Raw genomic sequence first — 24,408 nt, 5'->3', positions numbered from 1 at the left:
CCGGCTGATCAACAGACACACAGAGACTTCCAGAAAGAGAGACAAAGTGCTCGAGACTACGACTTTCGATGAGCTGAAGATCGGCCTGGCCACCGCAGACGACATTCGTCACTGGTCGCACGGCGAGGTCAAGAAGCCCGAGACCATCAACTACCGCACGCTGAAGCCTGAGAAAGACGGCCTCTTCTGCGAGAAGATCTTCGGCCCGACCAAAGACTACGAATGCGCCTGCGGCAAGTACAAGCGCATCCGCTACAAGGGCGTCGTGTGCGAGCGATGCGGCGTCGAGGTCACGAAGAGCTCGGTGCGCCGTGAGCGCATGGGGCACATCGATCTGGCCGCCCCCGTCACGCACATCTGGTACTTCAAGGGCGTGCCCTCACGCCTCGGCTACCTGCTCGATATGGCGCCGAAAGACCTCGAGAAGGTCATCTACTTCGCCGCCTACATGATCATCTCGATCGACGAAGAGGGACGTCACGAAGACCAGGCCACTCTTGAGGCCGAGCTTCGACTCGAGGCTCAGGAGCTCGAACAGGCTCGTGAGTCCGAGATCGCCGAGCGCATGAAGCAGCTCGAGAACGACCTCGCCGCACAGGAGGAGTCGGGCGCGAAGGCCGACGCCAAGCGCCGTACGCGTGATGCCGGTGAGAAAGACATCGCCCGCATCCGCAAGTCGTTCGACGAGCAGATCGCTCGACTCGACCAGACTTGGGAAGTCTTCCGCAACCTCAAGGTCGGTCAGCTCCTTCCCGAAGACGCCGTGTACCACGAGCTCGAAGACCGCTTCGGCGAGTACTTCGAGGGGCACATGGGCGCCGAGGCGATCCAGCGTCGTCTGCAGGACTTCGACCTCGAGTCCGAGGCAGAGAGCCTGCGTCTGCAGATCGAAGAGGGCCGCGGTCAGAAGAAGATCCGCGCCATCAAGCGACTCAAGGTGGTCAGCTCGTTCCTGCACACCGGCACGTCGCCCGCATCGATGGTGCTCGACGTGGTCCCGGTGATCCCGCCGGAGCTGCGTCCGATGGTCCAGCTCGACGGCGGTCGCTTCGCGACGTCAGATCTCAACGACCTCTACCGTCGCGTGATCAACCGCAACAACCGTCTGCGTCGTCTGCTCGACCTCGGTGCTCCCGAGATCATCGTGAACAACGAGAAGCGCATGCTGCAGGAGGCCGTCGACGCACTGTTCGACAACGGCCGCCGTGGCCGCCCGGTCACCGGCACCGGCAACCGCGCCCTCAAGTCACTGAGCGACATGCTCAAGGGCAAGCAGGGTCGTTTCCGTCAGAACCTGCTGGGCAAGCGCGTCGACTACTCGGGCCGTTCGGTCATCGTGGTCGGCCCGCAGCTGAAGCTGCACCAGTGCGGTCTGCCGAAAGAGATGGCGCTCGAGCTGTTCAAGCCGTTCGTCATCAAGCGTCTGATCGAGCTGGGCTACGCGCAGAACATCAAGGCAGCCAAGCGTAAAGTCGAGCGTTCGAACCCCGACGTCTGGGATGTTCTCGAAGAGATCATCAAAGATCGGCCGGTGCTGCTGAACCGCGCACCTACGCTGCACCGTCTGGGCATCCAGGCGTTCGAGCCGCTGCTCGTCGAGGGCAAGGCCATCCAGCTGCACCCGCTCGTCTGCTCGGCCTTCAACGCCGACTTCGACGGTGACCAGATGGCCGTGCACCTGCCGCTGAGCGTCGAGGCGCAGGCTGAGGCCCGCATCCTGATGCTCTCGAGCAACAACATCCTCAAGCCGTCAGACGGCCGCCCGGTCACCCTGCCCTCACAGGACATGGTCATCGGTCTGTTCACGCTGACAGATCACATCGAGGGCGCTGCCGGCGAGGGACGTTACTACTCGTCGATCTCGGAGGCCATCCTGGCCCGCGACCTCGGCGACCTCGATCTGCACGCAAAGGTGCACATTCGCCTTGAGAACATCGCGTTCGAGCCGGGGAAGGAGCCGGAGGGCTTCGAGGCCGACAAGCCGTTCCTGCTCGAGACCACGCTGGGGCGCGCGATCTTCAACGAGCTGCTGCCCGACGACTACCCCTACTTCGAGGCACAGGCGGGCAAGGGCGAGCTGGCGCAGATCGTCACGAACCTCGCCGAGCGCTACCCGAAGGTGATCGTCGCCGAGACCCTCGACAAGATCAAGGACGCCGGCTTCCACTGGGCCGCTCGTTCGGGCGTCACCGTGGCGCTGAGCGACGTGGTGACTCCGGCCGAGAAGCCGAAGATCATCGCCGAGTACGAGAAGAAGGCGACAGAGGTTCAGGAACAGTTCGATCTGGGTCTGACGACCGAGATGGAGCGTCGCGCCGATCTGATCAAGGTGTGGACGGAGGCGACCGACAAGGTGGCCGACGCGATGAAGGCCTCGTTCCCGCGCGAGAACAACATCAACCGCATGGTCACCTCGGGTGCACGAGGCAACTGGCTGCAGATCCGTAACATCGCAGGCATCCGTGGTCTGGTGAACGACGCGAAGGGTGATATCTACCCCCGCCCGATTCTCTCGAGCTACCGAGAGGGTCTGTCGAACCTCGAGTACTTCATCGCCACGCACGGCGCTCGAAAGGGCCTCGCCGACACCGCTCTGCGAACGGCTGACTCGGGCTACCTGACGCGTCGTCTGGTCGACGTGGCACAGGATGTCATCATCCGCGAGGCCGACTGCGGCACGAAGAAGGGCATCGACGTCACCATTGCCAACGACGTCGACGGCACGCTGGTGCGTGACGAGAACGTCGAGAACTCGGTGTACTCGCGCACGCTGGCGACGGACGCCGTTGCGGCTGACGGAACGGTGGTCGCCAAGCGTGGCGCTGACGTCGGCGACGTGCTGATCGACGAGCTGATCCAGGCCGGCATCACGCAGGTCAAGGTTCGCTCAGTGCTGACCTGTGAGTCTGCGGTCGGTGTCTGCCAGGCCTGCTACGGTCGTTCGCTGGCCACCGGCAAGCTCGCCGACATCGGCGAGGCCGTGGGCATCATCGCAGCGCAGTCGATCGGTGAGCCCGGTACGCAGCTGACGATGCGCACCTTCCACACCGGCGGATCGGCTTCGGCTGACGACATCACCCAGGGTCTTCCTCGTGTGACCGAGCTCTTCGAGGCGCGTACCCCGAAGAACTCGTCGCCGATCTCCGAGGCCGACGGTCGTGTGCACATCGAAGACACCGAGAAGGGTCGTCGCGTCATCGTGACCCCCGACAACGGTGACGACGAGTTCGTGTACCCGGTGCTGAAGCGTGCCAACCTGCTGGTCGAAGAGGGGCAGCACGTCTCGCTCGGCGAACAGCTGCAGGCCGGCTCGCTCGATCCGAAAGAGGTCCTGCGCGTCAGCGGCATCCGTGCCGTCCAGCGTCTGCTGGTCGAAGGGGTGCAGGGCGTCTACCGGTCACAGGGTGTGCCGATTCACGACAAGCACATCGAGGTCATCGTGCGGCAGATGCTGCGCAAGGTCACTGTCGTCGAGCATGGAGCAACCAACTTCCTGCCCGGCGAGGTCGTCGACGTCGATGCCTACAACAAGGTCAACCGTCAGACGGTCGTCGAGAAGAAGCAGCCGGCAACCGGCCGTCGTGAGGTCATGGGCATCACGAAGGCTTCGCTGGCGACCGACTCGTGGCTGTCTGCGGCCTCTTTCCAGGAGACGACCCGCGTGCTCACGCAGGCCGCGCTCGATGGCAAGGCCGACCCGCTGGTGGGCCTGAAAGAGAACGTGATCATCGGCAAGCTGATCCCGGCCGGCACTGGCCTGAACGTCTACCGCGACGTCAAAGTCGAGCCGACCGAAGAGGCTCGTGCCGAGCGTTACCCGAACCGTCTGTTCAACGATTCGGTCGATTTCAGCCAGGGCGATCTGGGCTTCACCGATCTCGAAGACTTCGGGAACTTCGAGCCCGGAACGTACAACTAGGCGATACCGGCTCGATCGGTTGTCTCGTCGCTGCTGCCCACCCCGGGCGGTCGACTGAGACGGCTCGGTAATGCGCCGTGACGAAGAGGGCCGCATGCAGAAGAACTGCATGCGGCCCTCTTCGTCTTTCGGCCCGTCTCGATCTGTCCCGCAGCGCTGTTGGATCAAGTGCGGCATGGTGCCGCCACGATCGCGCACTGCTTGCCTGAACAGCGCTGTCGGTGTCGCAGCAGTGCCGTCGCTGCGGGAACGCCTGAGGCGAGGTGCGGGCGCAGACCGTGCAGCAAGGAGCGTGAAGAAGGATGCCAGGAGAGCATCCCGCGAGACAGAACGCCGACACCCGCCGCGCCAGCCGACGCCATGAGAACTCGGCACTACGCTGTAGATGATCATGACCAAGAGGGAACAGAGCACACCGGCAAAGACGCCCGACTCGGGATCGGCGAACACAGCTGACGTCCGGCGAAGCGGAACGCAGAGCTCCGCCGCACGAGCGACTGTGCATTCGGCATCGGCACCGCGGCGGCCGTCTGCTCCCTCGACCATTTCTGCTTCGTCCCAGACCTCGGCGAAACCGGTGAGAAAGCCCTCCTCTCGTCGCGTCCAACGGCCGACCGGTGCACCGGATGCGGCGCCGAAGTCTGCAGAGTCGAAATCATCCTCGACGAAGAGCCCAGCCCAGAAGACCGGGCCCGTAACCGCACCCGCACGCAGGCACGAAATCGAACCGCAGCATTGGCGTCCCGCTCCGGTGAAGAGCCGCGCCCCAGCCGCTCAGCGGCCTGCACCGGCCGTACCACGACCTTCAGCACCGGCCGAGCGGCAGGCGCAGACCGCACCGCACCGCACAGCATCCGCGCAGCCGCAGCCGCAGCCGCAGCCGCTGTCGGGCCCGGACCCACAGCCACAGCCGCCTGTTCCGCGGGCTCAGCCACCAGCTCCCCACACACCGTCGGCACCTCAGACGCCGATGCGCCCGACGCTGCCGGCAGCGCAAGCCGCTGCCCGAGCGCGGAAGACTCATGTCTCGCCGTCTCAAACGCCGACGCCGCAGAGCAGCCCCCGGCAGAGCAACCTTCAGCAGACCCAATCGCCAAAGGGCCAGAACCAGAAGACTCAGGGCCAGAAGACTCAGAACAAGAAGACTCAGAGTCAGAAGGCTCAGACACAGCGTCCAGAGGCAGATCAGCCGCAGCCCGCTCCCAGACGACGCCTCGGAGCCCTTGACGGACTTCGCGCGATCGCCGTGCTCGCGGTCATCGTCTATCACCTCGACACCTCGTGGCTGCCGGGCGGATATCTCGGCGTCGACGTGTTCTTCGTGCTCAGCGGCTTTCTCATCACCTCGGGTCTCGTTCGCGACCACGACGACCGAGACGGCATCAGCCTGGGCAGATTCTGGGTGCGGCGCCTTCGGCGGTTGATCCCCGCTCTCTGGGCGATGGTGCTCGTCTGTACGGCGGCGCTCGCTCTGTTTCCGCCCGACCTGCGCGCCGCGCTCGGCAGGCAGCTTCTCGGCGCGTTCACCTACACGTCGAACTGGCTGTCGATCGCCGCACACGACTCATACTTCGCCAAAGACACGCCGCTCGCCTTCGTTCACCTCTGGTCGCTCGCGATCGAAGAGCAGTTCTACCTGGTGTGGCCGCTGCTGCTCTTCGGCGTGCTTGCGCTGCGCCGCGCGGGCCGAGTGACCGTCGCCCTCGCACTGGCCATCGCATCAGGGGCGGGCATGGCGCTCATGTACGTTCCCGGCGCCGATCCGAGCCCCGTCTACTTCGGCACATTCACTCACCTCTTCGGGCTGATGCTCGGAGCCGCGTTCGCCTTCGCGCGACCCCTCTACAGCACCAGAGGGCTGGGCCAGCTCGGGGCGAGGCGTCCGCTGGCGGCGGGCGTCGTCAATGTCATCGCGCTCGTATCGCTCGCCGTGCTCGGCCTCGCCTTCGCACTGCTCGGCGACCAGCTCCCGTTCACCTATCAAGGTGGCATCTTCTTGGTCTCAGCGCTCGTCGTGGTCGTCATCGCCACGCTCGGCGACCAGCGATCGGTCGTCACCAAGGTGCTGCAGACGGCACCGTGCCGCCTGATCGGCCGGCTGTCGTATGGCATGTACCTGTGGCACTGGCCGGTCATCATCATGGTGCGTCATCTCGTCGGCGGCAGGGGAGAGCCGCTGCCAACCGCCCTGGTCGTCGTGATCAGCCTCGGTCTGACGACGCTCGCCAGCTGGCTCAGCTACCGCTTCGTCGAGCAGCCGATTCTGCGGCTCGGCTTTCGACAGTCCGTCAAAGCTGTGCACGCCCGCCTGGTCGAGACCGGGGGGATGCGTCGGCACGTCGTGCCGATCGGTGCGGCGGCGATCGTCAGCGTTCTCTGTGTCGTCTCTCTGATCAGCGCGCCTGACCGGTCGACGGCCCAGCAGTATGTGGACGGCGGGGCCGTATACGCCAACGCCGCTTCGGCGAAGGCGCCTGCGATCGATCCTCACGGTGCGCCGCCAGCCGAGCCGCTCTTCCCCTCGACACAGCCCATCGCGCAGATCCACGGCACCGACATGATCGCCGCCGGAGACTCAGTGATGCTCGCCAGCGCGCGTCAGATCACCGAGAGCTACCCAGGCATCCTCATCGACGCTCAGGTGGCCAGGCAGAGCGGAGACACCTTCCACGCCGCCCGTCAACTGCTCGCCGACAACCCAGATCGTCGCGTGCTCGTCGTGCATGCCGGTACCAACGGAGGCATCGATGCCGGCGCGCTCGAAGACCTCGTGACCTGGGCCGGGCCGAACCGGCGCATCGTGCTGGTCGACATCTTCGCGGCGCGCAGCTGGGAGCAGCCCGGCAACGCGACGCTGGAGTCGGTCGCGGCGCAGCATCCGCAGACGGTCGCCGTGGCCCACTGGCACGCGGCCGTCCAGGACCACGTCGACGAGCTGGCCGGTGATCAGATCCATCCCGGGGATGCCGCCGCCGGCAGGTACGTCGCATCGGTGACGGATGCGCTCGGCCGGCTGGGTGTGACCGTCGTCGGCTGATCGGGCGGGCGCGACACTGGGGCCGGCCCAACTGCTCGCCATGCGTCGAGTGCCGCAAGGTGGGATACTGAGCAGTGGCGCATTCTCAGTGCCGCACCAGAGTCACGAGCAAGGGGAAGAATGAGCAAGGGCAAACTGCCGAAGAAGGTCTATGAGTCAGAGCTGCGTCGTCTGCAGGCCGAGCTCGTGAACCTGCAGCAGTGGGTGAAGACGACCGGTGCGCGCGTGCTGATCATCTTCGAGGGGCGTGACGCCGCAGGCAAGGGGTCTGCGATCAAGCGCATCACCGAATACCTCAACCCGCGCTCGGCGCGCGTGGTGGCACTGCCGGCTCCGAGCGAGCGTGAGCAGACGCAGTGGTACTTTCAGCGCTACATCGAGCATCTGCCCGCCGCCGGTGAGATCGTGCTCTTCGACCGGTCGTGGTACAACCGTGCCGGCGTCGAACGCGTGATGGGCTTCTGCACTTCAGAGGAGTACCGTCGGTTCCTGCACCAGACGCCCATCTTCGAGCGACTGCTCGTCGAAGACGGCATTCTGCTCTTCAAATACTGGTTCTCGGTCAGCGACGTGGAGCAGGAGAAGCGGTTCCGCTCGAGGCTCAACGACCCGATGCGTCGCTGGAAGCTCTCTGACATGGACCTGCAGTCGATCACTCGGTGGGAGGACTACTCGCGTGCCAAAGACGAGATGTTCGTGCACACCGACATCCCCGAGGCACACTGGTACACGGTCGAGAGCGAGGACAAGAAGCGCTCAAGACTGAATGTGATCCACCACCTGCTCAGCTCGATTCCCTACACGGTGCAGGAGCCGAAGCAGATCGTGATTCCCGATCGGCCTGAGCGAGCCGGCTACGAGCGGCCTCCGCGCGAAGAGAACATCTATGTTCCGGACTTCGCCCAGACGCTCGTCGACCGGGCTGAGAACGAGTCATCGGGCAAGAAACACACCGGCAAAGACAAATGACCGACATTTGACGCGCCTAGGGTGTATTGACTAAGCTCAGTCGATGGCGCATTAGTGGTGTGCCAAGAGAGTTCAGATGTTCGCGCGGGTCAGCAGTGAATGCCGGACTCGCCGCATCGTGAAGATGTCGACTCGACAGAGTTTGCGCCGCAGTGCGCGTCAGACGTAGAGAGCAACGAATACAAGGAGAAGTTGTGCCAACAATTCAGCAGTTGGTTCGCAAGGGGCGCAAGCCGAAGGTGACCAAGACCAAGGCTCCGGCCCTGAAGTCGAACCCGCAGCAGCGCGGCGTGTGCACTCGTGTGTACACGACCACCCCGAAGAAGCCGAACTCGGCACTGCGTAAGGTCGCACGTGTCAAGCTCAGCAACGGCATCGAGGTCACCGCGTACATTCCGGGTGAAGGCCACAACCTCCAGGAGCACTCGATGGTGCTCGTCCGCGGCGGTCGTGTGAAAGACCTCCCCGGCGTCCGTTACAAGATCGTCCGCGGTGCGCTCGACACCCAGGCAGTCAAAGACCGTCAGCAGGCTCGCAGCCGCTACGGAGCGAAGAGAGAGAAGAAGTAATGCCACGTAAGGGTCCCGCTCCCAAACGTCCCGTCGTCGCCGATCCGGTCTACGGCGCTCCCGTCGTCACGCAGCTGGTCAACAAGATCCTGCTCGACGGCAAGAAGGGCCTCGCCGAGAACATCGTCTACGCCGCTCTCGAAGGCACGCGTGAGAAGAACGGCGAAGATCCGGTCGCCACGCTGAAGAAGGCGCTCGACAACGTGCGCCCCACGCTTGAGGTTCGTTCACGCCGCGTCGGCGGTTCGACCTACCAGGTGCCGGTCGAGGTCAAGCCTCACCGCGCCAACACGCTGGCTCTGCGCTGGCTCGTGACCTACGCTCGCCTCCGCCGCGAGAAGACCATCACCGAGCGCCTGACCAACGAGATCCTCGATGCGTCGAACGGTCTCGGTGCCGCGGTCAAGCGCCGTGAAGACACGCACAAGATGGCCGAGTCGAACAAGGCCTTCGCACACTACCGCTGGTGATCATGGCTGTCGGCGGCCGAGGCATGGAGTCTCGGCCGCCGACAGATCATTGCTCTCGACATCAAACACTCTTCACACACTCTCTCGGAAGGAACCATCGTGGCGCTCGAAGTGCTCACGGATCTCAAGAAGGTTCGCAACATCGGCATCATGGCTCACATCGATGCCGGTAAGACCACCACCACGGAACGCATCCTGTACTACACCGGTATCACCCACAAGATCGGTGAGACTCACGATGGCGCTTCTCAGATGGACTGGATGGATCAGGAGCAGGAGCGCGGCATCACCATCACGTCTGCCGCGACCACGTGCTTCTGGCACGACAACCAGATCAACATCATCGACACCCCCGGACACGTCGACTTCACCGTCGAGGTCGAGCGTTCGCTGCGCGTGCTCGACGGCGCCGTCGCCGTCTTCGACGGCAAGGAAGGCGTCGAGCCGCAGTCTGAGACCGTGTGGCGTCAGGCTGACAAGTACGACGTGCCGCGCATCTGCTTCGTCAACAAGATGGACAAGCTCGGCGCTGACTTCTACTACACCGTGCAGACCATCAAAGATCGTCTCGGTGCTCGTCCGCTCGTGATTCAGCTGCCGATCGGTGCCGAGAGCACCTTCGAGGGCGTCGTCGACCTGGTCGAGAACCGTGCTCTGACCTGGCGCGGCGATGTCGAGCTCGGCACACACTACGAGATCGAAGAGATCCCCGACGATCTCAAAGAGAAGGCCGCCAAATACCGCGAAGAGCTGGTCGAGGCCGTGGCCGAGACCGACGATGCGCTGCTCGAGAAGTTCCTCAGCGGCGAAGAGCTCACCATCTCCGAGATCAAGGCAGGCATTCGCAAGCTGACGATCTCGAGCCAGGCCTACCCCGTGCTCGCCGGCTCGGCGTTCAAGAACAAGGGCGTCCAGCCCATGCTCGACGCGGTGGTCGACTACCTGCCGTCGCCGCTCGATGTGCCCGACATGGTCGGCTATGTTCCCGGCCACGAAGACGAGCAGATCACTCGCAAGCCTGAGGCCTCCGAGCCGTTCGCGGCGCTGGCGTTCAAGGTCGTGGCGCACCCGTTCTACGGTCGTCTCACCTACATCCGCGTCTACTCGGGGCATGCCAAGTCGGGCGAGCAGGTGCTCAACTCGACCAAGGGGCGCAAAGAGCGCATTGGCAAGCTCTTCCAGATGCACGCCAACAAAGAGAACCCGGTCGAAGAGATCACTGCCGGACACATCTACGCGGCGATCGGTCTGAAAGACACCACCACCGGCGACACGCTGAGCGACATCCACAACCCGGTCGTGCTCGAGTCGATGACCTTCCCGGATCCGGTCATCTTCGTGGCCATCGAGCCCAAGACGAAGGCCGACCAGGAGAAGCTCGGCATCGCGATTCAGAAGCTCGCCGAAGAAGACCCGACGTTCAAGGTCAGCCTCAACCCCGAGACCGGTCAGACCGAGATCGGCGGCATGGGTGAGCTGCACCTCGACATTCTGGTCGACCGCATGAAGCGCGAGTTCAAAGTCGAGGCGAACGTGGGCAAGCCCCAGGTCGCCTACCGCGAGACGATTCGCAAGACCGTCGAGAAGTACGACTACACCCACAAGAAGCAGACCGGTGGTTCAGGTCAGTTCGCCAAGGTGCAGATCAAGCTCGAGCCTATGGAGGTCGAGGGCGACAACACGTACGAGTTCGTGAACGCCGTCACCGGCGGACGCGTTCCTCGCGAGTACATCCCCTCAGTCGACGCGGGCATCCAGGATGCCATGGCGTCAGGCATCATCGCCGGCTACCCGGTCGTCGGTGTCAAGGCCTCGCTGCTCGACGGCCAGTACCACGACGTCGACTCGTCTGAGATGGCGTTCAAGATCGCCGGTTCGATGGCCTTCCGCGAGGCGGCAAAGCTGGCCAAGCCGGTTCTGCTCGAGCCCGTCATGGCTGTCGAGGTGCGCACGCCCGAGGAGTACATGGGCGATGTCATCGGTGACCTGAACTCACGTCGCGGCCAGATCCAGTCGATGGAGGACGCCACCGGCGTCAAGGTCATCAAAGCGAACGTTCCGCTCTCTGAGATGTTCGGCTACGTCGGCGACCTGCGGTCGAAGACCCAGGGTCGTGCGATGTACTCGATGCAGTTCGAGACGTATGCCGAGGTGCCTCGCGCCGTGGCAGACGAGATCGTCCAGAAGTCAAAGGGCGAATAAAGCTTGGGGTCTCGCGGCACGGTGCTGGTTACGGCACCGTGCCGTAGGCTGTAAGATAGGTAAGTACGCAAGAATCAAATCGTAGGTAACTCTCCGAGACAGAATCGGGTTGAGCCAACTACATGAGAGTCCTGAGGAGGACCCACAGTGGCGAAGGCAAAGTTCGAACGGACAAAGCCCCACGTCAACATTGGCACGCTTGGTCACGTCGACCATGGTAAGACCACGTTGACGGCGGCGATCACCAAGGTGCTGCACGATAAGTACCCCGATCTCAACCCGTTCACCCCATTCGATCAGATCGACAACGCTCCTGAAGAGCGCCAGCGCGGCATCACGATCAACATCTCGCACGTCGAGTACCAGACCGAGAAGCGTCACTACGCACACGTTGACGCCCCCGGCCACGCCGACTACATCAAGAACATGATCACCGGTGCTGCTCAGATGGACGGCGCGATCCTCGTGGTCGCTGCGACCGACGGCCCCATGCCCCAGACTCGCGAGCACGTGCTGCTCGCTCGCCAGGTGGGCGTTCCGTCGATCCTCGTCGCTCTGAACAAGACCGATATGGTTGACGACGAAGAGATCCTCGAGCTCGTCGAGGAAGAGGTCCGCGACCTCCTCGAGAGCCAGGACTACGATCGTGACGCTCCTGTCGTGCGCGTCTCGGCGCTGAAGGCGCTTGAGGGCGACGAGAAGTGGGCTGCCACTGTGGCCGACCTCATGGACAAAGTTGACGAGTACATCCCGGATCCGGTGCGCGACACCGAGAAGCCGTTCCTGATGCCGATCGAGGACGTCTTCACGATCACCGGTCGTGGCACCGTCGTCACCGGCCGTGTTGAGCGTGGCATCATCCACATCAACGAGGACGTCGAGATCGTCGGCATCCAGGAGGTCACTCAGAAGACCACCGTCACCGGCATCGAGATGTTCCGCAAGCTGCTCGACGAGGGTCGTGCGGGCGAGAACGTCGGCCTGCTGCTTCGTGGCACCAAGCGCGAGGACGTCGAGCGCGGCCAGGTTGTGGCCAAGCCCGGTTCGGTCACCCCGCACAAGGAGTTCGAGGGCAGCGCCTACATCCTGACCAAGGATGAGGGCGGCCGCCACAACCCGTTCTACTCGAACTACCGTCCGCAGTTCTACTTCCGCACCACGGACGTCACCGGCGTCATCACGCTGCCTGAGGGCACCGAGATGGTCATGCCCGGTGACACCACCGACATGAAGGTTGATCTGATTCAGCCTGTCGCCATGGAAGAGGGCCTGCGCTTCGCCATCCGTGAGGGTGGACGCACCGTTGGCGCCGGCACGGTGACCAAGATCATCAAGTAGTCCTCACCGACCGCTTGTCTGAAAGACCCCGGAGAGATCCGGGGTCTTTCTGCGTGTTCGGGCGGATCTGTAGAGTTGTCTGTAACGGGCCCCTACCGGTGAGGCCCAACGAGAAAGGGATCCGCCATGGGACTCGAAGATCTGGTGAACAAGGCGAAGAACGCTGCTGGCGGCGTCGCGGGGCAGGCCGGAGGGCTTGCCGACAAGGCGAAGCAGGCGATGCAGAGCGACAAGGCCGAAGAGATCTCAGACTCGCTGCTCGACAAGGCGGCCGATCTGGCGAACAAGGTCACCGGCGAGAAGTTCTCGGATCAGGTGCAGCAGGCCCGTGACGCCGCGGACAAGACGATCGGCAACGAGTGACCTGTCGCCCGTGAACGAATCGAGCGTCTGACAGAGCTCTCTTCTGATGTGTCGACACGAGTCGTCGGCAGCAGGGCGCGAGCATGAAGGCGGGAACCCACTCATGGGTTCCCGCCTTCATGCGTCCTGCCACAGACACAGTGTGTCGGACGCGGACTGCGTGGAGACTACTTGAGCTGCGCTCGAGCGTCCTTGACGTTGAGCACGACGCGGCCGGTGATCTTGCCTGCGCGCATCTCGTCGAACACCTCGTTGATCTCGCTGAGCGGTCGCTCGGTCGCGATCGTGTGCACCTTGTCGCGCGCGGCGAAGTCCAGCGCGTTGGCGAGATCGAGGCGCGTGCCGACGATCGAGCCACGCAGAGTGATGCCGCGCAGCACGGTGTCGAAGATGTTCACCGGGAAGTCGCCGACGGGCAGACCGTTGATCGCGACGGTGCCTCCTCGACCCACGATGTGCATGGCCTGCTCGAACGCGATGTTGCTCGGTGCGGTGACGAGCACCCCCTGGGTGCCGCCCAGCTCGTTCTGCAGCACCTCGACCGGATTCTGCTCGCGGGCATTGACCGTGATCGAGGCGCCGAGCTCCTTCGCCAGCTTGAGCTTGTCGTCGCCGACGTCGACCGCAGCCACGTTGAAGCCCATGGCGACCGCGTACTGCACGGCGAGGTGACCCAGGCCGCCGATGCCGCTGATGGTCACCCAGTCGCCGGCCTTCGCATCCGTCGACTTCAGGCCGCGGTAGACGGTCACGCCGGCGCAGAGAATCGGGGCGATCTCGATCGGGTCGACTCCGTCTGGGATCTTGCCGACGTAGCGTGAGTCGACGATCATGTACTCCGCGAAGCTGCCGGCCACCGCGTAGCCGCCGTTGACGACGTCGGGGCACAGGTTCTCGTCGCCCGCGAGGCAGTACTTGCACTCGCCGCACGCGCTCCACAGCCATGCGTTGCCGACGCGATCGCCGACCTTCACGTTCGTGACGTCGGGCCCGACCGACACGACCGTGCCGTGGCCTTCATGACCGGGGATGAGCGGGAGATTGGGCTTGACCGGCCAGTCACCCTCGACCGCGTGCAGATCGGTGTGGCAGACGCCCGTGTAGTCGACTTTGACCAGGGCCTGATACTGACCGGGTTCCGGAATCGGCACCTCTTCGATGCTGAGACGGTCTCCGAAGTTGTGTTGGACGGCAGCGAGCATGGTGTCAGACATGTGTGGCTCCTTCTTGTGTGGTTGTCGTCGCCCCGCTGGAGGCGCCGCATTCTCGTGGTAAACCACAAGATTCGGCCAGCCTATGAATGGTCTCCTCAATGTGGCAAGTGAAACGTCTGATGATATTCTTTGGCTTGTGACCGCCCAGAATTCCTCAAGTTCAGATACCCTCGCAGACAGCGCACTCAGCCCGTACGACGCCATCCTGCTGCTCTCGTACGGCGGCCCGAACAAACAGGAGGACGTCCTCCCGTTTCTGCGCGACGTGGTCTCTGGAAAGAACATCCCGGACTCGCGGCTCGAAGTGGTCGGCGAGCACTATCGTCTCTTCGGCGGCCGCAGCCCGATCAACGGCGAGAACCTCAGACTCATCGCCGATCTGCGCGCCGCCCTCGACCGCCGAGACATCGACACCCCGATTCTCTTCGGCAACCGCCACTGGAATCCCTACACGGTCGACACGCTGCGCACCGCAATCGCCTACGGTGCCCGTCGCATCCTGGTGGTCATCACCGCCGCGTACATCTCGTACTCGGGTTCGCGACAGTACCGTGAGCACCTGGCTGAGACGATCGCCGCGCTCGAAGCCGAGACGGGTGTGCGACTCGACGTCGACATCCTGCGTGCGTTCTACAACGATGAGGCCTTCGTCGACGCCAACGTCAACGCAGTGCGCGAGGCAGCCAGCGAACTGCCCGTCGGCCAGCCGCTGCACATCGCCTATGTGACCCACAGCATCCCTGAGACGATGAACGAGGCCAGCGGCGCCACAGGGCCGACCTACCTTGAGCAGCACCAGCTGGTCGCCGCCGAAGTCACTCGGGCGGTCGAGGGCGAGTTGGGCGACCGTCTGCTCGGCACCTCGCTGTCGTTCTGCTCGCGGTCGGGCAGTCCGCATCAGCCGTGGCTCACTCCCGACATCAGCGATCGGCTCGACGAGCTCAAAGCGCAAGGCGTGCAGAACGTCGTGATCGCACCCATCGGCTTCATCGCAGACCACATGGAGGTCGTCTTCGACCTCGACACCGAGGCCGCAGCGCACGCCGACGAGATCGGCCTCGAGATGCGTCGTGCGACCACGGCGGGGCATCGCCCCGAGTTCGTCGAGGGCCTCGCCGAGCTGATGATCGAGCGCGCAGCGGTCGAACGCGGCCATGGCACACGACGTCCGGTCATCGGATCGCATCCGATGACGCCTGATGTGGCACCGCCGAACAGCTGCCGTCAGCGCGCCGGCGTGGTCACCGGTCTGCCGGTCGTCGCGGGCGACGACGACTGACGCGACCGGTCGCACACTGAGCACAGACATCCACGAGGCACAGACATCCACGAGGCACAGAGCAGAAGAGGCACTGAGAACGATGACCGCAGACAATGCGAACCAGAGCACGACGAACAACGCCACCGCCAAGGTGGAACGACCGAACGTGGCGAAGCCCGAGAGCTTCGCGCAGAAGGCCGAGCGCATCAACTCGACTGTGACCTACACACAGTGGGCGGTGTTCACCGTCGATGAGCCGTTCGACGAGGATGCTGCTGTGCGTGCGGCTGCCGCGCGTGAGACGCTGGAGGCGCTCGACGAGATCGAGGGCCTCACTGTGCGTGGGTTCTACGACGTCGCCGGATACCGTGCCGAAGCCGACCTGATGTGCTGGTGGTACGCCGAGAGCCCCGAGACGGTGCAGCGCGCCTATCACCGCTTTCTCACCACGCCGCTCGGACAGCACCTGTCGCCGTACTGGTCGAACGTCGCCGTGCATCGTCAGGCCGAATTCAATCCGCGGCACATCCCGGCGTTCCTGGCAGGGGAGCAGCCCCGCGACTACCTCTGTGTGTACCCGTTCGTGCGCTCCTATGAGTGGTACCTGCTGCCCGATGAGGAGCGCTCGACGATTCTGCGCGAGCACGGGCAGTATGCGGTCGACTACCCCGACGTGCGTGCGAACACCATCGCGTCGTTCGGGCTCGGTGACTACGAGTGGATTCTGGCGTTCGAGGCCGACGAGCTGCACCGCATCGTCGATCTGATGCGTCATATGCGCGGCACGAAGGCACGTCTGCATGTGCGAGAAGAGACGCCGTTCTTCACCGGCCCCCGCGTCGAGCTCGAGCAGTGGGCCGGGCTGGTGGCCACCGGTCGCTGAGCGTGAAGGGCGTCTGCCGGCGGGGTGACGGCGCGAAGCCCGGGTGCCGGTTCTAGGGCGTCGGGAAGGCGCCCGCAGCGACTCGCCCAGGGCGACACGCCCGGGTTGCTTAATGGTCCAACTCTGTGGCAAACTTGTTCAGTTCCAGAAATTCCGCGTTCGCGCGGATCACTGCCAGTATGTGTCGGATCTGAGATTCGGCCGCTTGCAGCAGAACACGTCGGTACGAACAGTGCGTCCAGCCGTGAACAACGGCAGTGATGCGGTTTTTGCCGTTGAGACCTCACAACACGACAAGAGTTCGGGTGCCTGCGTGCCCGCCCCTCGGTCGTTGTGGGGGAGTTCACACAGGCAGTGGACGCAGCTTTGACAGAAGAACAGTGGTGCGTGAATGAGCGAGAGCTCACAAGCGTCCTGACGGAGTCAAGGCGTCAGGCAGACACAGAACAGTGTCGGCGAGACGTCGAGACCTCGGAAGCAAGGTCGGCACAATTGCCGAAACGATGAAGGCAGTATTGCCTTGGAATGAAGATGGGAGTCAGCGATGGCGGGACAGAAGATCCGCATTCGACTGAAGTCGTATGACCACGAGGTGATCGATTCCTCTGCACGCAAGATCGTCGACACGGTGACCCGTGCCGGTGCGACAGTGGTCGGCCCGGTGCCGCTCCCCACTGAGAAGAACGTGATCGCTGTGATCCGTTCGCCGCACAAATACAAGGACAGCCGTGAGCACTTCGAGAAGCGCACCCACAAGCGCCTGATCGACATCGTCGATCCGACGCCGAAGGCTGTCGACTCGCTGATGCGTCTCGACCTTCCTGCTGACGTGAACATCGAGATCAAGCTCTGAGGAACACGAGAGAATGACTACTGAAACCAAGACCCGCAAGGGCCTGCTGGGCATCAAGCTCGGCATGACCCAGGTGTGGGACGAGGAGAACAACCTCGTGCCCGTCACCGTCGTCGAGGCCACGACCAACGTCGTGACCCAGATTCGCGACGCCGAGCGCGACGGCTACCAGGCCGTCCAGATCGCCTACGGGCAGATCGACCCGCGTAAGGTCACCAAGCCTGCTGGCGGTCACTTCGCCAAGGCAGGCGTGACCCCGCGTCGCCACCTCGTCGAGGTGCGCACCAACGACACCGATCAGTACAGCATCGGTCAGGAGCTCACCGTCGAGCAGTTCGAAGCCGGCCAGAAGGTCGACGTCGTCGGCACCAGCAAGGGCAAGGGCCTCGCAGGTGTGATGAAGCTGCACAACTTCCGTGGTGACAACGCATCGCACGGTGCGCACCGCAACCACCGCAAGCCGGGTTCGATCGGTGAGGCCTCGACGCCGTCGCGCGTCTACAAGGGCCTCAAGATGGCTGGCCGCATGGGAGCCGAGCGCGTGAGCGTTCAGAACCTCAAGGTGCAGGCCATCGACGCCGAGAACAACCTGCTGCTCATCAAGGGCGCAATCCCCGGCCCCAAGGGCCAGGTCGTGTTCGTCCGCAACGCTGTGAAGGGGGCCTGACCATGGCTGCCACCAAGATCGATGTGCTGACCGCCGAGGGCAAGAAGTCCGGCAGTGTCGAGCTGCCCGCCGATCTCTTCGACGTGCAGCCCAACGTGCCGCTGATCCACCAGGTCGTCGTCGCACAGCTGGCCGCCGCCCGTCAGGGCACCGCCAAGGTGAAGAACCGTGGCGAGGTCTCAGGCGCAGGCCGCAAGCCGTTCAAGCAGAAGGGCACAGGTAACGCCCGACAGGGTTCGATCCGTGCTCCGCACATGACCGGCGGTGGCATCGTCCACGGGCCGGTGCCGCGCGACTACACGCAGCGCACCCCGAAGAAGATGATCGCCGCAGCTCTGCGCGGTTCGCTCAGCGACCGTGCTCGCAACGGCCGCGTGCATGTGATCACCGACGTCGTCTCAGGCGAGACACCGTCGACGAAGGCAGCGAAGGCTGTGCTCGCACAGTTCGCCGCCGACGCAAACATCCTGCTCGTCGTCGATCGCACCGATGAGCTCACGATCAAAAGCGTGCGCAACCTGCAGAACGTGAACAGCCTCGACGCCGGCCAGCTCAACGCCTATGACGTGCTGGTCGCCGACGACGTCGTCTTCACCAAGCAGGCCTTCGAGCAGTTCGTCGGCCGCGCCGCGCAGAAAGGTGATGCAGAATGACTGAGCTCAACAAGCACACACACGACGTGGTGATCAAGCCCATCGTCTCTGAGAAGAGCTACAACCTCATCGACCAGGGCAAGTACACGTTCGAGGTCGCTCCTGACGCCAACAAGACCGAGATCAAGCAGGCCATCGAGGCCATCTTCAACGTCGAGGTCGATCAGGTTCGCACCCTCAACCGTCAGGGCAAGACCCGTCGTACCCGCACCGGAACCGGCAAGCGCAAAGACACCAAGCGTGCCATCGTGTCGCTGAAGTCGGGTTCCATCGACATCTTCTCGGCAGCGAACTAGGTCGGGGAAAGGCTAAGAATCATGGCTATTCGCAAGTACAAGCCCACGACCCCGGGTCGTCGCGGTTCATCGGTGGCTGACTTCGCCGAGATCACCCGCTCGACGCCTGAGAAGTCGCTGCTGCGGCCGCTCTCGAAGACCGGCGGTCGTAACTCGACCGGTCGCATCACGACGCGTCACCACGGTGGCGGGCACAAGCGCCAGTACCGCGTGATCGACTTCCGTCGTGCGGACAAAGACGGCATCGTGGCCAAGGTCGCTCACATCGAGTACGACCCCAACCGCACCGCACGTATCGCGCTGCTGCACTTCATCGATGGAACCAAGCGCTACATCCTGGCTCCGAACAAGGTCAAGCAGGGCGACGTCATTGAGTCCGGCGCCAGCGCCGACATCAAGCCCGGCAACAACCTGCCGCTGAAGAACATCCCGACCGGTACCGTGGTGCACGCCATCGAGCTGCGCCCCGGCGGCGGAGCCAAGCTGGCCCGTTCGGCCGGTTCGAGCGTTCGTCTGGTCGCGAAGGACGGCGCCTACGCACAGCTGCGTCTGCCCAGCGGTGAGATCCGCAACGTCGACGCCCGCTGCCGTGCCACGATCGGCGAGGTCGGCAACGCCGAGCAGTCGAACATCAACTGGGGCAAAGCTGGTCGTAACCGCTGGAAGGGCATCCGCCCGACGGTTCGTGGTGTCGTGATGAACCCGGTCGACCACCCGCACGGTGGTGGCGAGGGTCGCACTTCGGGTGGTCGTCACCCGGTCAGCCCGTGGGGTCAGCCTGAAGGCCGTACCCGCAAGCCGAACAAAGCCAGCGACAAGCTCATCGTGCGTCGTCGCCCGTCGAGCAAGAAGCGCAAGTAGGAGATAGACAAGAATGCCACGCAGTCTGAAAAAGGGCCCCTTCGTTGACGAGCACCTGCTTCGCAAAGTTCTCGCTCAGAACGAGGCCGGCACGAAGAATGTGATCAAGACCTGGTCACGCCGTTCGCTGATCATTCCGGCGTTCCTCGGCCACACGATCGCCGTTCACGACGGTCGCAAGCACGTCCCGGTGTTCATCACCGAGGCGCAGGTCGGCCACAAGCTCGGCGAGTTCGCGCCGACGCGCACCTTCCGCGGTCACGAGAAGGACGACAAGAAGGGCCGCCGACGCTGAGGCGTCGGCAGCTCCTGAAAGAGAGGTCATGATGGTAGAAGCAACCGCGCGTCTGCGTCATATCCGTGTTACGCCTCAGAAGGCCCGTCGCGTCGTCAACTTGGTTCGCGGCAAGCAGGTCAACGAGGCTCTGGGAATTCTGAAGTTCGCCCCGCAGGGTGCTTCGGAGCCGGTCTACAAGCTCGTCGCATCGGCCGTCGCCAATGCGCGAGTCAAGGCAGAGGCTTCGAACAGCTTCCTCGACGAGGACGAGCTCTACATCGCCGAGGCGTATGTCGACGAGGGCCCGACCCTCAAGCGCATCCGTCCCCGCGCTCAGGGCCGTGCCTATCGGGTGCTGAAGCGTACGAGCCACATCACTGTGGTCGTCGCCACGCCTGAAGAGGCAGCTGGGGCAACCGAGGCATCAGCGAAGAAGGAGAGCAACTGATGGGTCAGAAAGTCAACCCTTACGGCTTCCGTCTGGGCATCACCACTGACCACGTGTCACGGTGGTTCTCCGACTCGAACAAGCCTGGTCAGCGTTACAAGGACTATGTCGCCGAGGACGTCAAGATCCGTCACTTCCTGACAGAGAACCTTGACCGCGCCGGCATCGCGAAGATCAACCTGGAGCGCACCAAGGATCGCGTGCGAGTGGACATCCACACCGCGCGCCCTGGTATCGTCATCGGGCGTCGCGGCGCTGAGGCTGAGCGCATCCGCGGCGATCTCGAGAAGCTCACCGGCAAGCAGATTCAGCTGAACATTCTCGAGGTCAAGAACCCCGAGGCATCGGCTCAGCTGGTCGCTCAGGGTGTCGCAGAGCAGCTCGCTGCTCGCGTCGCGTTCCGTCGTGCCATGCGCAAGGGCCTGCAGGGCGCCATGCGCGCAGGCGCCAAGGGTGTTCGCATCCAGGTGGCCGGTCGTCTGGGCGGCGCCGAGATGAGCCGTTCCGAGTTCTACCGCGAGGGTCGTGTGCCGCTGCACACGCTGCGTGCGAACATCGACTACGGCTTCTACGAGGCACGTACCACCTTCGGCCGCATCGGCGTGAAGGTCTGGATTTATAAAGGCGAGATCACCGATCGTGAGCTGGCGAGCCTCGAGGCTTCGCGTCCCAGCCGCGGTGATCGTTCCCGCCGAGCCCCTCGCGGCCAGCACGGCCAGCAGAAGGATGCTCCGGTGGCAGCAGGAGCGGAGGCGTAGAACATGCTCATCCCACGTAAGGTCAAGTACCGCAAGCAGCACCACCCCAAGCGCTCAGGGCGTTCGAAGGGTGGCAACGAACTGGCATTCGGCGAATACGGCGTTCAGGCTCTCGGCCCCGCCTACATCACCAACCGTCAGATCGAGGCCGCTCGTATCGCCATGACGCGTTACATCAAGCGTGGTGGCAAGGTCTGGATCAACATCTTCCCGGATCGCCCGCTCTCGCAGAAGCCGATCGGAACCCGAATGGGTTCTGGTAAGGGCTCGCCCGAGTTCTGGGTCGCCAACGTCAAGCCCGGGCGTGTGCTCTTCGAGCTGAGCGGTGTTAGCGATGAGATCGCTCGCGAAGCGCTCACTCGTGCCATCTACAAACTTCCAGTCAAGGCGCGCATCATCAAGCGCGAGGAGGGTGACGCATAATGCCGATCGGATCCAAAGACCTCGCTGTCGACAAGCTCGAGACGCTCGAAGAGGCTGCCCTGGCAGCCGAGCTGAAGAAGGCCAAAGAAGAGCTGTTCAACCTGCGCTTCCAGTCGGCCACCGGTCAGCTCGCTTCGGGATCGCGTGTTCGCGCCGTCAAGCGCGACATCGCACGCATCTACACCATCATCCGTGAGCGCGAGCTCGGCATCCGCCAGCAGCCCGCCCCGGCTCCGGCCGAGAAGGCGTCGAAAGCCAAGGCCAAGACGTCGAAGAAGGCCGCCAAGACTGACGAGGAGGCTCAGGCATGAGCGAGAACAAGCAGGAGTCGCCTGTCGCCGAGGAGCGCGGGTACCGCAAGAGCCGTCGCGGCTACGTGGTGAGCGACAAGGGCGACAAGACCATCACCGTGGTCGTCGAGGATCGTGTCAAGCACGCCCTCTACGGCAAGGTCATGCGCAAGTCGTCGAAGGTTCGCGTGCACGACGAAGAGAACGCCGCTGGTGTTGGCGACCTCGTTCGCATCGACGAGACCCGTCCGCTGTCCGCCACCAAGCGCTGGCGCCTGGTTGAGATTCTGGAGAAGGCCAAGTAGGCCTGAACCTACCCAAGGAGAATTCACATGATTCAGAACGAATCGCGACTGAAGGTTGCCGATAACACCGGCGCCAAGGAGTTGCTGACGATTCGTGTGCTGGGCGGTTCGAACCGTCGGTATGCAGGTCTCGGCGACACCATCGTGGCGACCGTCAAGGATGCGATCCCCGGTGGCGGTGTGAAGAAGGGTGAGGTCGTCAAGGCCGTCATCGTTCGCACTGTCAAAGAGACGCGTCGTCCGGACGGCTCGTACATCAAGTTCGACGAGAACGCCGCAGTGCTCCTCAAGGGCGACGGCGAGCCTCGTGGTACGCGTATCTTCGGCCCCGTCGGCCGTGAGCTGCGCGACAAGAAGTTCATGAAGATCGTTTCACTGGCACCGGAGGTGATTTGAGATGGCGAAGATTCGCAAGGGAGACCTCGTCGAGGTGATCTCGGGCGCGAGCCAGGATCGCGGCGGTGACCGAGGCAAGCAGGGAACTGTTCTGCGCGTCATTCCCGAGACTGACCGCGTCGTCGTCGAAGGCGTGAACATCGTGAAGCGTCACGTGCGCGCCGGTGTGAACGGCGAGCAGGGCGGCATCAAGGAGTTCGAGGCTCCGATTCACGTCTCGAACGTCGCGATCGTCGATCCCGAGACCAAGAAGCCGACCCGTGTCGGCTTCCGAGTCGAAGAAGTTGAGACCAATGGCGTGAAGCGCACCGTCCGCGTTCGCTACGCCAAGAAGTCGGGTAAGGACATCTGATGACTGAGACTGCAGAGACCACCACGGTTGAGAAGGTGACCCCTCGCCTCAAGGTCAAGTACCGCGAAGAGATCATTCCGGCTCTTGAGAAGGAGTTCGGCTTCACGAACCTGCATCAGGTTCCGAAGATCGTCAAGGTCGTCGTGAACACCGGTGTCGGTGAGGCTGCCCGCGATGGCAAGCTCATCGAGGGTGCTGTGCACGACCTCGCGGCCATCACCGGTCAGAAGCCGCATGTCAACCACGCTCGCAAGTCGATCGCTCAGTTCAAGCTGCGCGAGGGCCAGGCCATCGGTGCGCACGTCACGCTTCGCGGCGACCGCGCATGGGAGTTCCTGGATCGTCTGATCAGCCTGTCGCTGCCGCGTATTCGCGACTTCCGCGGTCTGAGCGACCGCCAGTTCGACGGCAACGGCAACTACACCTTCGGTCTGACCGAGCAGTCGGTCTTCCACGAAGTCGATCAGGACCAGACCGATCACGTGCGCGGCTTCGACATCACGATCGTGACGTCGGCTGACAACGATGATCAGGGTCGCTCGCTGCTGCGTGCCCTGGGCTTCCCCTTCAAGACCAAGACCACCAAGTAACACCGATTGCCGAAGGTCCCCGCTCCGTGTACGGGGCGGGGATACCTGGCGAGAACAGGAAACACTGCACATGACAATGTCAGACCCCGTTGCCGACCTGCTGACGCGGATCCGCAACGCGAACAACGCGCACATCGAGCGCGTCGCGCTGCCTTCCAGCAAGCTGAAGCGCAGCGTCGCTGAGATCCTCAAGCGTGAGGGCTATGTCGGCGAGGTCAGCGAGGAGCCCGCTCGCGTGGGCAACACGCTCACCATCGATCTGAAGTACGGCTCCGATCGCCAGCGTGCGATCGAAGGCATCAAGCGAGTCTCCAAGCCCGGTCTGCGCGTCTACGCGAAGTCGACCGAGCTGCCCAAGGTCCTCGGCGGCCTGGGCATCGCGATTCTGTCCACCTCCTCGGGTCTGCTGACTGACCGTGAGGCCAAGGCGAAGGGCGTGGGTGGGGAAGTCCTCGCCTACGTGTGGTGATCGAACATGTCACGTATCGGTAAGCTTCCCATTGAGATTCCTGCAGGCGTCGACGTCAAGATCGACGGTCAGCACGTCGCAGTGAAGGGCCCGAAGGGTCAGCTCGAACTGTCACTGCCGAAGCCGATCACGGCTTCGGTCGACGGCAGCCAGGTCATCGTCGCGCGTCCGGACGAAGAGCGCGAGTCGCGTTCGCTTCACGGGCTCAGCCGCACGCTGATCCACAACAACATCATTGGCGTCACCGAGGGCTATTCGAAGCGCCTCGAGATCGTCGGCACCGGCTATCGCGCCGTCGCCAAGGGCAGCTCGGTGGAGTTCTCGCTCGGTTACTCGCACACCATCGTGGTCGACCCGCCCGAGGGCATCTCGTTCGAGGTCGAAGGCCAGAACAAGGTCATCGTCAAGGGCATTGACAAGCAGTCTGTCGGCGAGACCGCCGCGAAGCTGCGCAAGCTGCGCCTTCCCGAGCCGTACAAGGGCAAAGGCGTGCGGTACGAAGGCGAGCACGTGCGGCGCAAGGCTGGAAAGGCTGGTAAGTAATC

Annotated in this window: 27 protein-coding genes; 26 read left to right on the top strand and 1 reads right to left on the bottom strand. The window is 63.6% G+C overall.

Annotation, left to right across the window (positions count from 1 at the left end; all coding sequences use genetic code 11):
• The first annotated feature begins 46 nt into the window (after positions 1–46).
• The 8 genes from F8O06_RS10040 to F8O06_RS10005 all read left to right on the top strand — a co-directional run bounded on the left by F8O06_RS10040 (position 47) and on the right by F8O06_RS10005 (position 12,867).
• On the top strand, positions 47–3,919 hold the full coding sequence (locus tag F8O06_RS10040) for a DNA-directed RNA polymerase subunit beta' (protein WP_158038453.1): 3,873 nt from the start codon (positions 47–49) through the stop codon (positions 3,917–3,919).
• Positions 3,920–4,889: 970 nt separating this feature from the next.
• Positions 4,890–6,956: an acyltransferase family protein gene (locus tag F8O06_RS10035; RefSeq protein ID WP_158038452.1), complete on the top strand. Its 2,067-nt coding sequence runs from the start codon at positions 4,890–4,892 to the stop codon at positions 6,954–6,956.
• 120 nt (positions 6,957–7,076) lie between these two features.
• Entirely contained in the window at positions 7,077–7,925 is an 849-nt protein-coding gene (gene ppk2 / locus F8O06_RS10030) for a polyphosphate kinase 2 (protein WP_158038451.1), read from the top strand.
• Positions 7,926–8,119: 194 nt separating this feature from the next.
• Positions 8,120–8,494, top strand: a complete 375-nt coding sequence (gene rpsL / locus F8O06_RS10025) for a 30S ribosomal protein S12 (protein WP_158030733.1) — start codon at positions 8,120–8,122, stop codon at positions 8,492–8,494.
• The gene (rpsG, locus tag F8O06_RS10020) at positions 8,494–8,964 is read left to right on the top strand and encodes a 30S ribosomal protein S7 (protein WP_158030734.1); all 471 of its coding nucleotides are present in this window, start codon (positions 8,494–8,496) and stop codon (positions 8,962–8,964) included. Before rpsL ends, rpsG begins: the two co-directional genes overlap by 1 nt.
• A gap of 99 nt (positions 8,965–9,063) precedes the next feature.
• Positions 9,064–11,166, top strand: a complete 2,103-nt coding sequence (gene fusA / locus F8O06_RS10015; RefSeq protein WP_158038450.1) for an elongation factor G — start codon at positions 9,064–9,066, stop codon at positions 11,164–11,166.
• 147 nt (positions 11,167–11,313) lie between these two features.
• Entirely contained in the window at positions 11,314–12,504 is a 1,191-nt protein-coding gene (gene tuf / locus F8O06_RS10010; protein WP_158030736.1) for an elongation factor Tu, read from the top strand.
• A gap of 126 nt (positions 12,505–12,630) precedes the next feature.
• Entirely contained in the window at positions 12,631–12,867 is a 237-nt protein-coding gene (locus tag F8O06_RS10005) for an antitoxin (protein WP_158038449.1), read from the top strand.
• 167 nt (positions 12,868–13,034) lie between these two features.
• On the opposite strand, the gene adhP is transcribed toward F8O06_RS10005, so the two are convergent.
• Positions 13,035–14,081: an alcohol dehydrogenase AdhP gene (gene adhP / locus F8O06_RS10000; RefSeq protein ID WP_192496617.1), complete on the bottom strand. Its 1,047-nt coding sequence runs from the start codon at positions 14,079–14,081 to the stop codon at positions 13,035–13,037.
• 136 nt (positions 14,082–14,217) lie between these two features.
• Here adhP and F8O06_RS09995 point away from each other — a divergent pair, with 136 nt between their 5' ends.
• From F8O06_RS09995 to rplF, 18 genes are all read left to right on the top strand, one after another.
• A complete protein-coding gene (locus F8O06_RS09995) occupies positions 14,218–15,360 on the top strand; it encodes a ferrochelatase (RefSeq protein ID WP_225733469.1) in 1,143 nt (380 codons plus the stop codon).
• A gap of 82 nt (positions 15,361–15,442) precedes the next feature.
• On the top strand, positions 15,443–16,225 hold the full coding sequence (gene hemQ, locus F8O06_RS09990; RefSeq protein WP_158030739.1) for a hydrogen peroxide-dependent heme synthase: 783 nt from the start codon (positions 15,443–15,445) through the stop codon (positions 16,223–16,225).
• 544 nt (positions 16,226–16,769) lie between these two features.
• Positions 16,770–17,078: a 30S ribosomal protein S10 gene (gene rpsJ, locus F8O06_RS09985; RefSeq protein ID WP_028245927.1), complete on the top strand. Its 309-nt coding sequence runs from the start codon at positions 16,770–16,772 to the stop codon at positions 17,076–17,078.
• A 13-nt stretch (positions 17,079–17,091) separates the two neighbouring features.
• Positions 17,092–17,745: a 50S ribosomal protein L3 gene (gene rplC / locus F8O06_RS09980; protein ID WP_158030740.1), complete on the top strand. Its 654-nt coding sequence runs from the start codon at positions 17,092–17,094 to the stop codon at positions 17,743–17,745.
• A gap of 2 nt (positions 17,746–17,747) precedes the next feature.
• Complete coding sequence (rplD, locus tag F8O06_RS09975) at positions 17,748–18,398, top strand: 50S ribosomal protein L4 (RefSeq protein WP_158038447.1); 651 nt, start codon at positions 17,748–17,750, stop codon at positions 18,396–18,398.
• Positions 18,395–18,694 (top strand): 50S ribosomal protein L23, encoded by a 300-nt coding sequence (gene rplW, locus F8O06_RS09970; RefSeq protein ID WP_158030742.1) that lies wholly within the window; start codon positions 18,395–18,397, stop codon positions 18,692–18,694. The genes rplD and rplW overlap by 4 nt, the downstream gene beginning before the upstream one ends.
• Before the next feature lie 21 nt (positions 18,695–18,715).
• A complete protein-coding gene (rplB, locus tag F8O06_RS09965) occupies positions 18,716–19,555 on the top strand; it encodes a 50S ribosomal protein L2 (protein WP_158038446.1) in 840 nt (279 codons plus the stop codon).
• A gap of 13 nt (positions 19,556–19,568) precedes the next feature.
• Positions 19,569–19,850, top strand: coding sequence for a 30S ribosomal protein S19 (rpsS, locus tag F8O06_RS09960; protein ID WP_158030744.1), 282 nt, complete (start codon positions 19,569–19,571; stop codon positions 19,848–19,850).
• 31 nt (positions 19,851–19,881) lie between these two features.
• Complete coding sequence (gene rplV / locus F8O06_RS09955; RefSeq protein WP_158031768.1) at positions 19,882–20,280, top strand: 50S ribosomal protein L22; 399 nt, start codon at positions 19,882–19,884, stop codon at positions 20,278–20,280.
• Complete coding sequence (rpsC, locus tag F8O06_RS09950) at positions 20,280–21,038, top strand: 30S ribosomal protein S3 (RefSeq protein WP_158030745.1); 759 nt, start codon at positions 20,280–20,282, stop codon at positions 21,036–21,038. Before rplV ends, rpsC begins: the two co-directional genes overlap by 1 nt.
• A 3-nt stretch (positions 21,039–21,041) precedes the next feature.
• Complete coding sequence (gene rplP, locus F8O06_RS09945; protein ID WP_158030746.1) at positions 21,042–21,461, top strand: 50S ribosomal protein L16; 420 nt, start codon at positions 21,042–21,044, stop codon at positions 21,459–21,461.
• On the top strand, positions 21,461–21,772 hold the full coding sequence (gene rpmC / locus F8O06_RS09940) for a 50S ribosomal protein L29 (protein WP_158030747.1): 312 nt from the start codon (positions 21,461–21,463) through the stop codon (positions 21,770–21,772). Before rplP ends, rpmC begins: the two co-directional genes overlap by 1 nt.
• Positions 21,769–22,056, top strand: a complete 288-nt coding sequence (gene rpsQ, locus F8O06_RS09935; protein ID WP_158030748.1) for a 30S ribosomal protein S17 — start codon at positions 21,769–21,771, stop codon at positions 22,054–22,056. Before rpmC ends, rpsQ begins: the two co-directional genes overlap by 4 nt.
• Before the next feature lie 27 nt (positions 22,057–22,083).
• Positions 22,084–22,452, top strand: coding sequence for a 50S ribosomal protein L14 (gene rplN, locus F8O06_RS09930; protein WP_158030749.1), 369 nt, complete (start codon positions 22,084–22,086; stop codon positions 22,450–22,452).
• Between the two features lies 1 nt (position 22,453).
• Positions 22,454–22,804 carry a 50S ribosomal protein L24 gene (gene rplX / locus F8O06_RS09925; RefSeq protein WP_158030750.1) on the top strand — a complete coding sequence of 117 codons (351 nt, stop codon included), beginning with the start codon at positions 22,454–22,456 and terminating at the stop codon, positions 22,802–22,804.
• Positions 22,804–23,394 (top strand): 50S ribosomal protein L5, encoded by a 591-nt coding sequence (rplE, locus tag F8O06_RS09920; protein ID WP_158030751.1) that lies wholly within the window; start codon positions 22,804–22,806, stop codon positions 23,392–23,394. Before rplX ends, rplE begins: the two co-directional genes overlap by 1 nt.
• A gap of 70 nt (positions 23,395–23,464) precedes the next feature.
• Positions 23,465–23,863, top strand: a complete 399-nt coding sequence (rpsH, locus tag F8O06_RS09915; protein WP_158038445.1) for a 30S ribosomal protein S8 — start codon at positions 23,465–23,467, stop codon at positions 23,861–23,863.
• A 6-nt stretch (positions 23,864–23,869) separates the two neighbouring features.
• Entirely contained in the window at positions 23,870–24,406 is a 537-nt protein-coding gene (gene rplF, locus F8O06_RS09910; RefSeq protein WP_158030753.1) for a 50S ribosomal protein L6, read from the top strand.
• Positions 24,407–24,408: the final 2 nt, after the last annotated feature.

Source organism: Pseudoclavibacter sp. CFCC 14310 (genome assembly GCF_008831165.1).
GTDB lineage: Bacteria > Actinomycetota > Actinomycetes > Actinomycetales > Microbacteriaceae > Pseudoclavibacter_A.
Note: the sequence above shows the minus strand (reverse complement) of the source record. Positions and strands in the feature narration are given on the sequence as shown.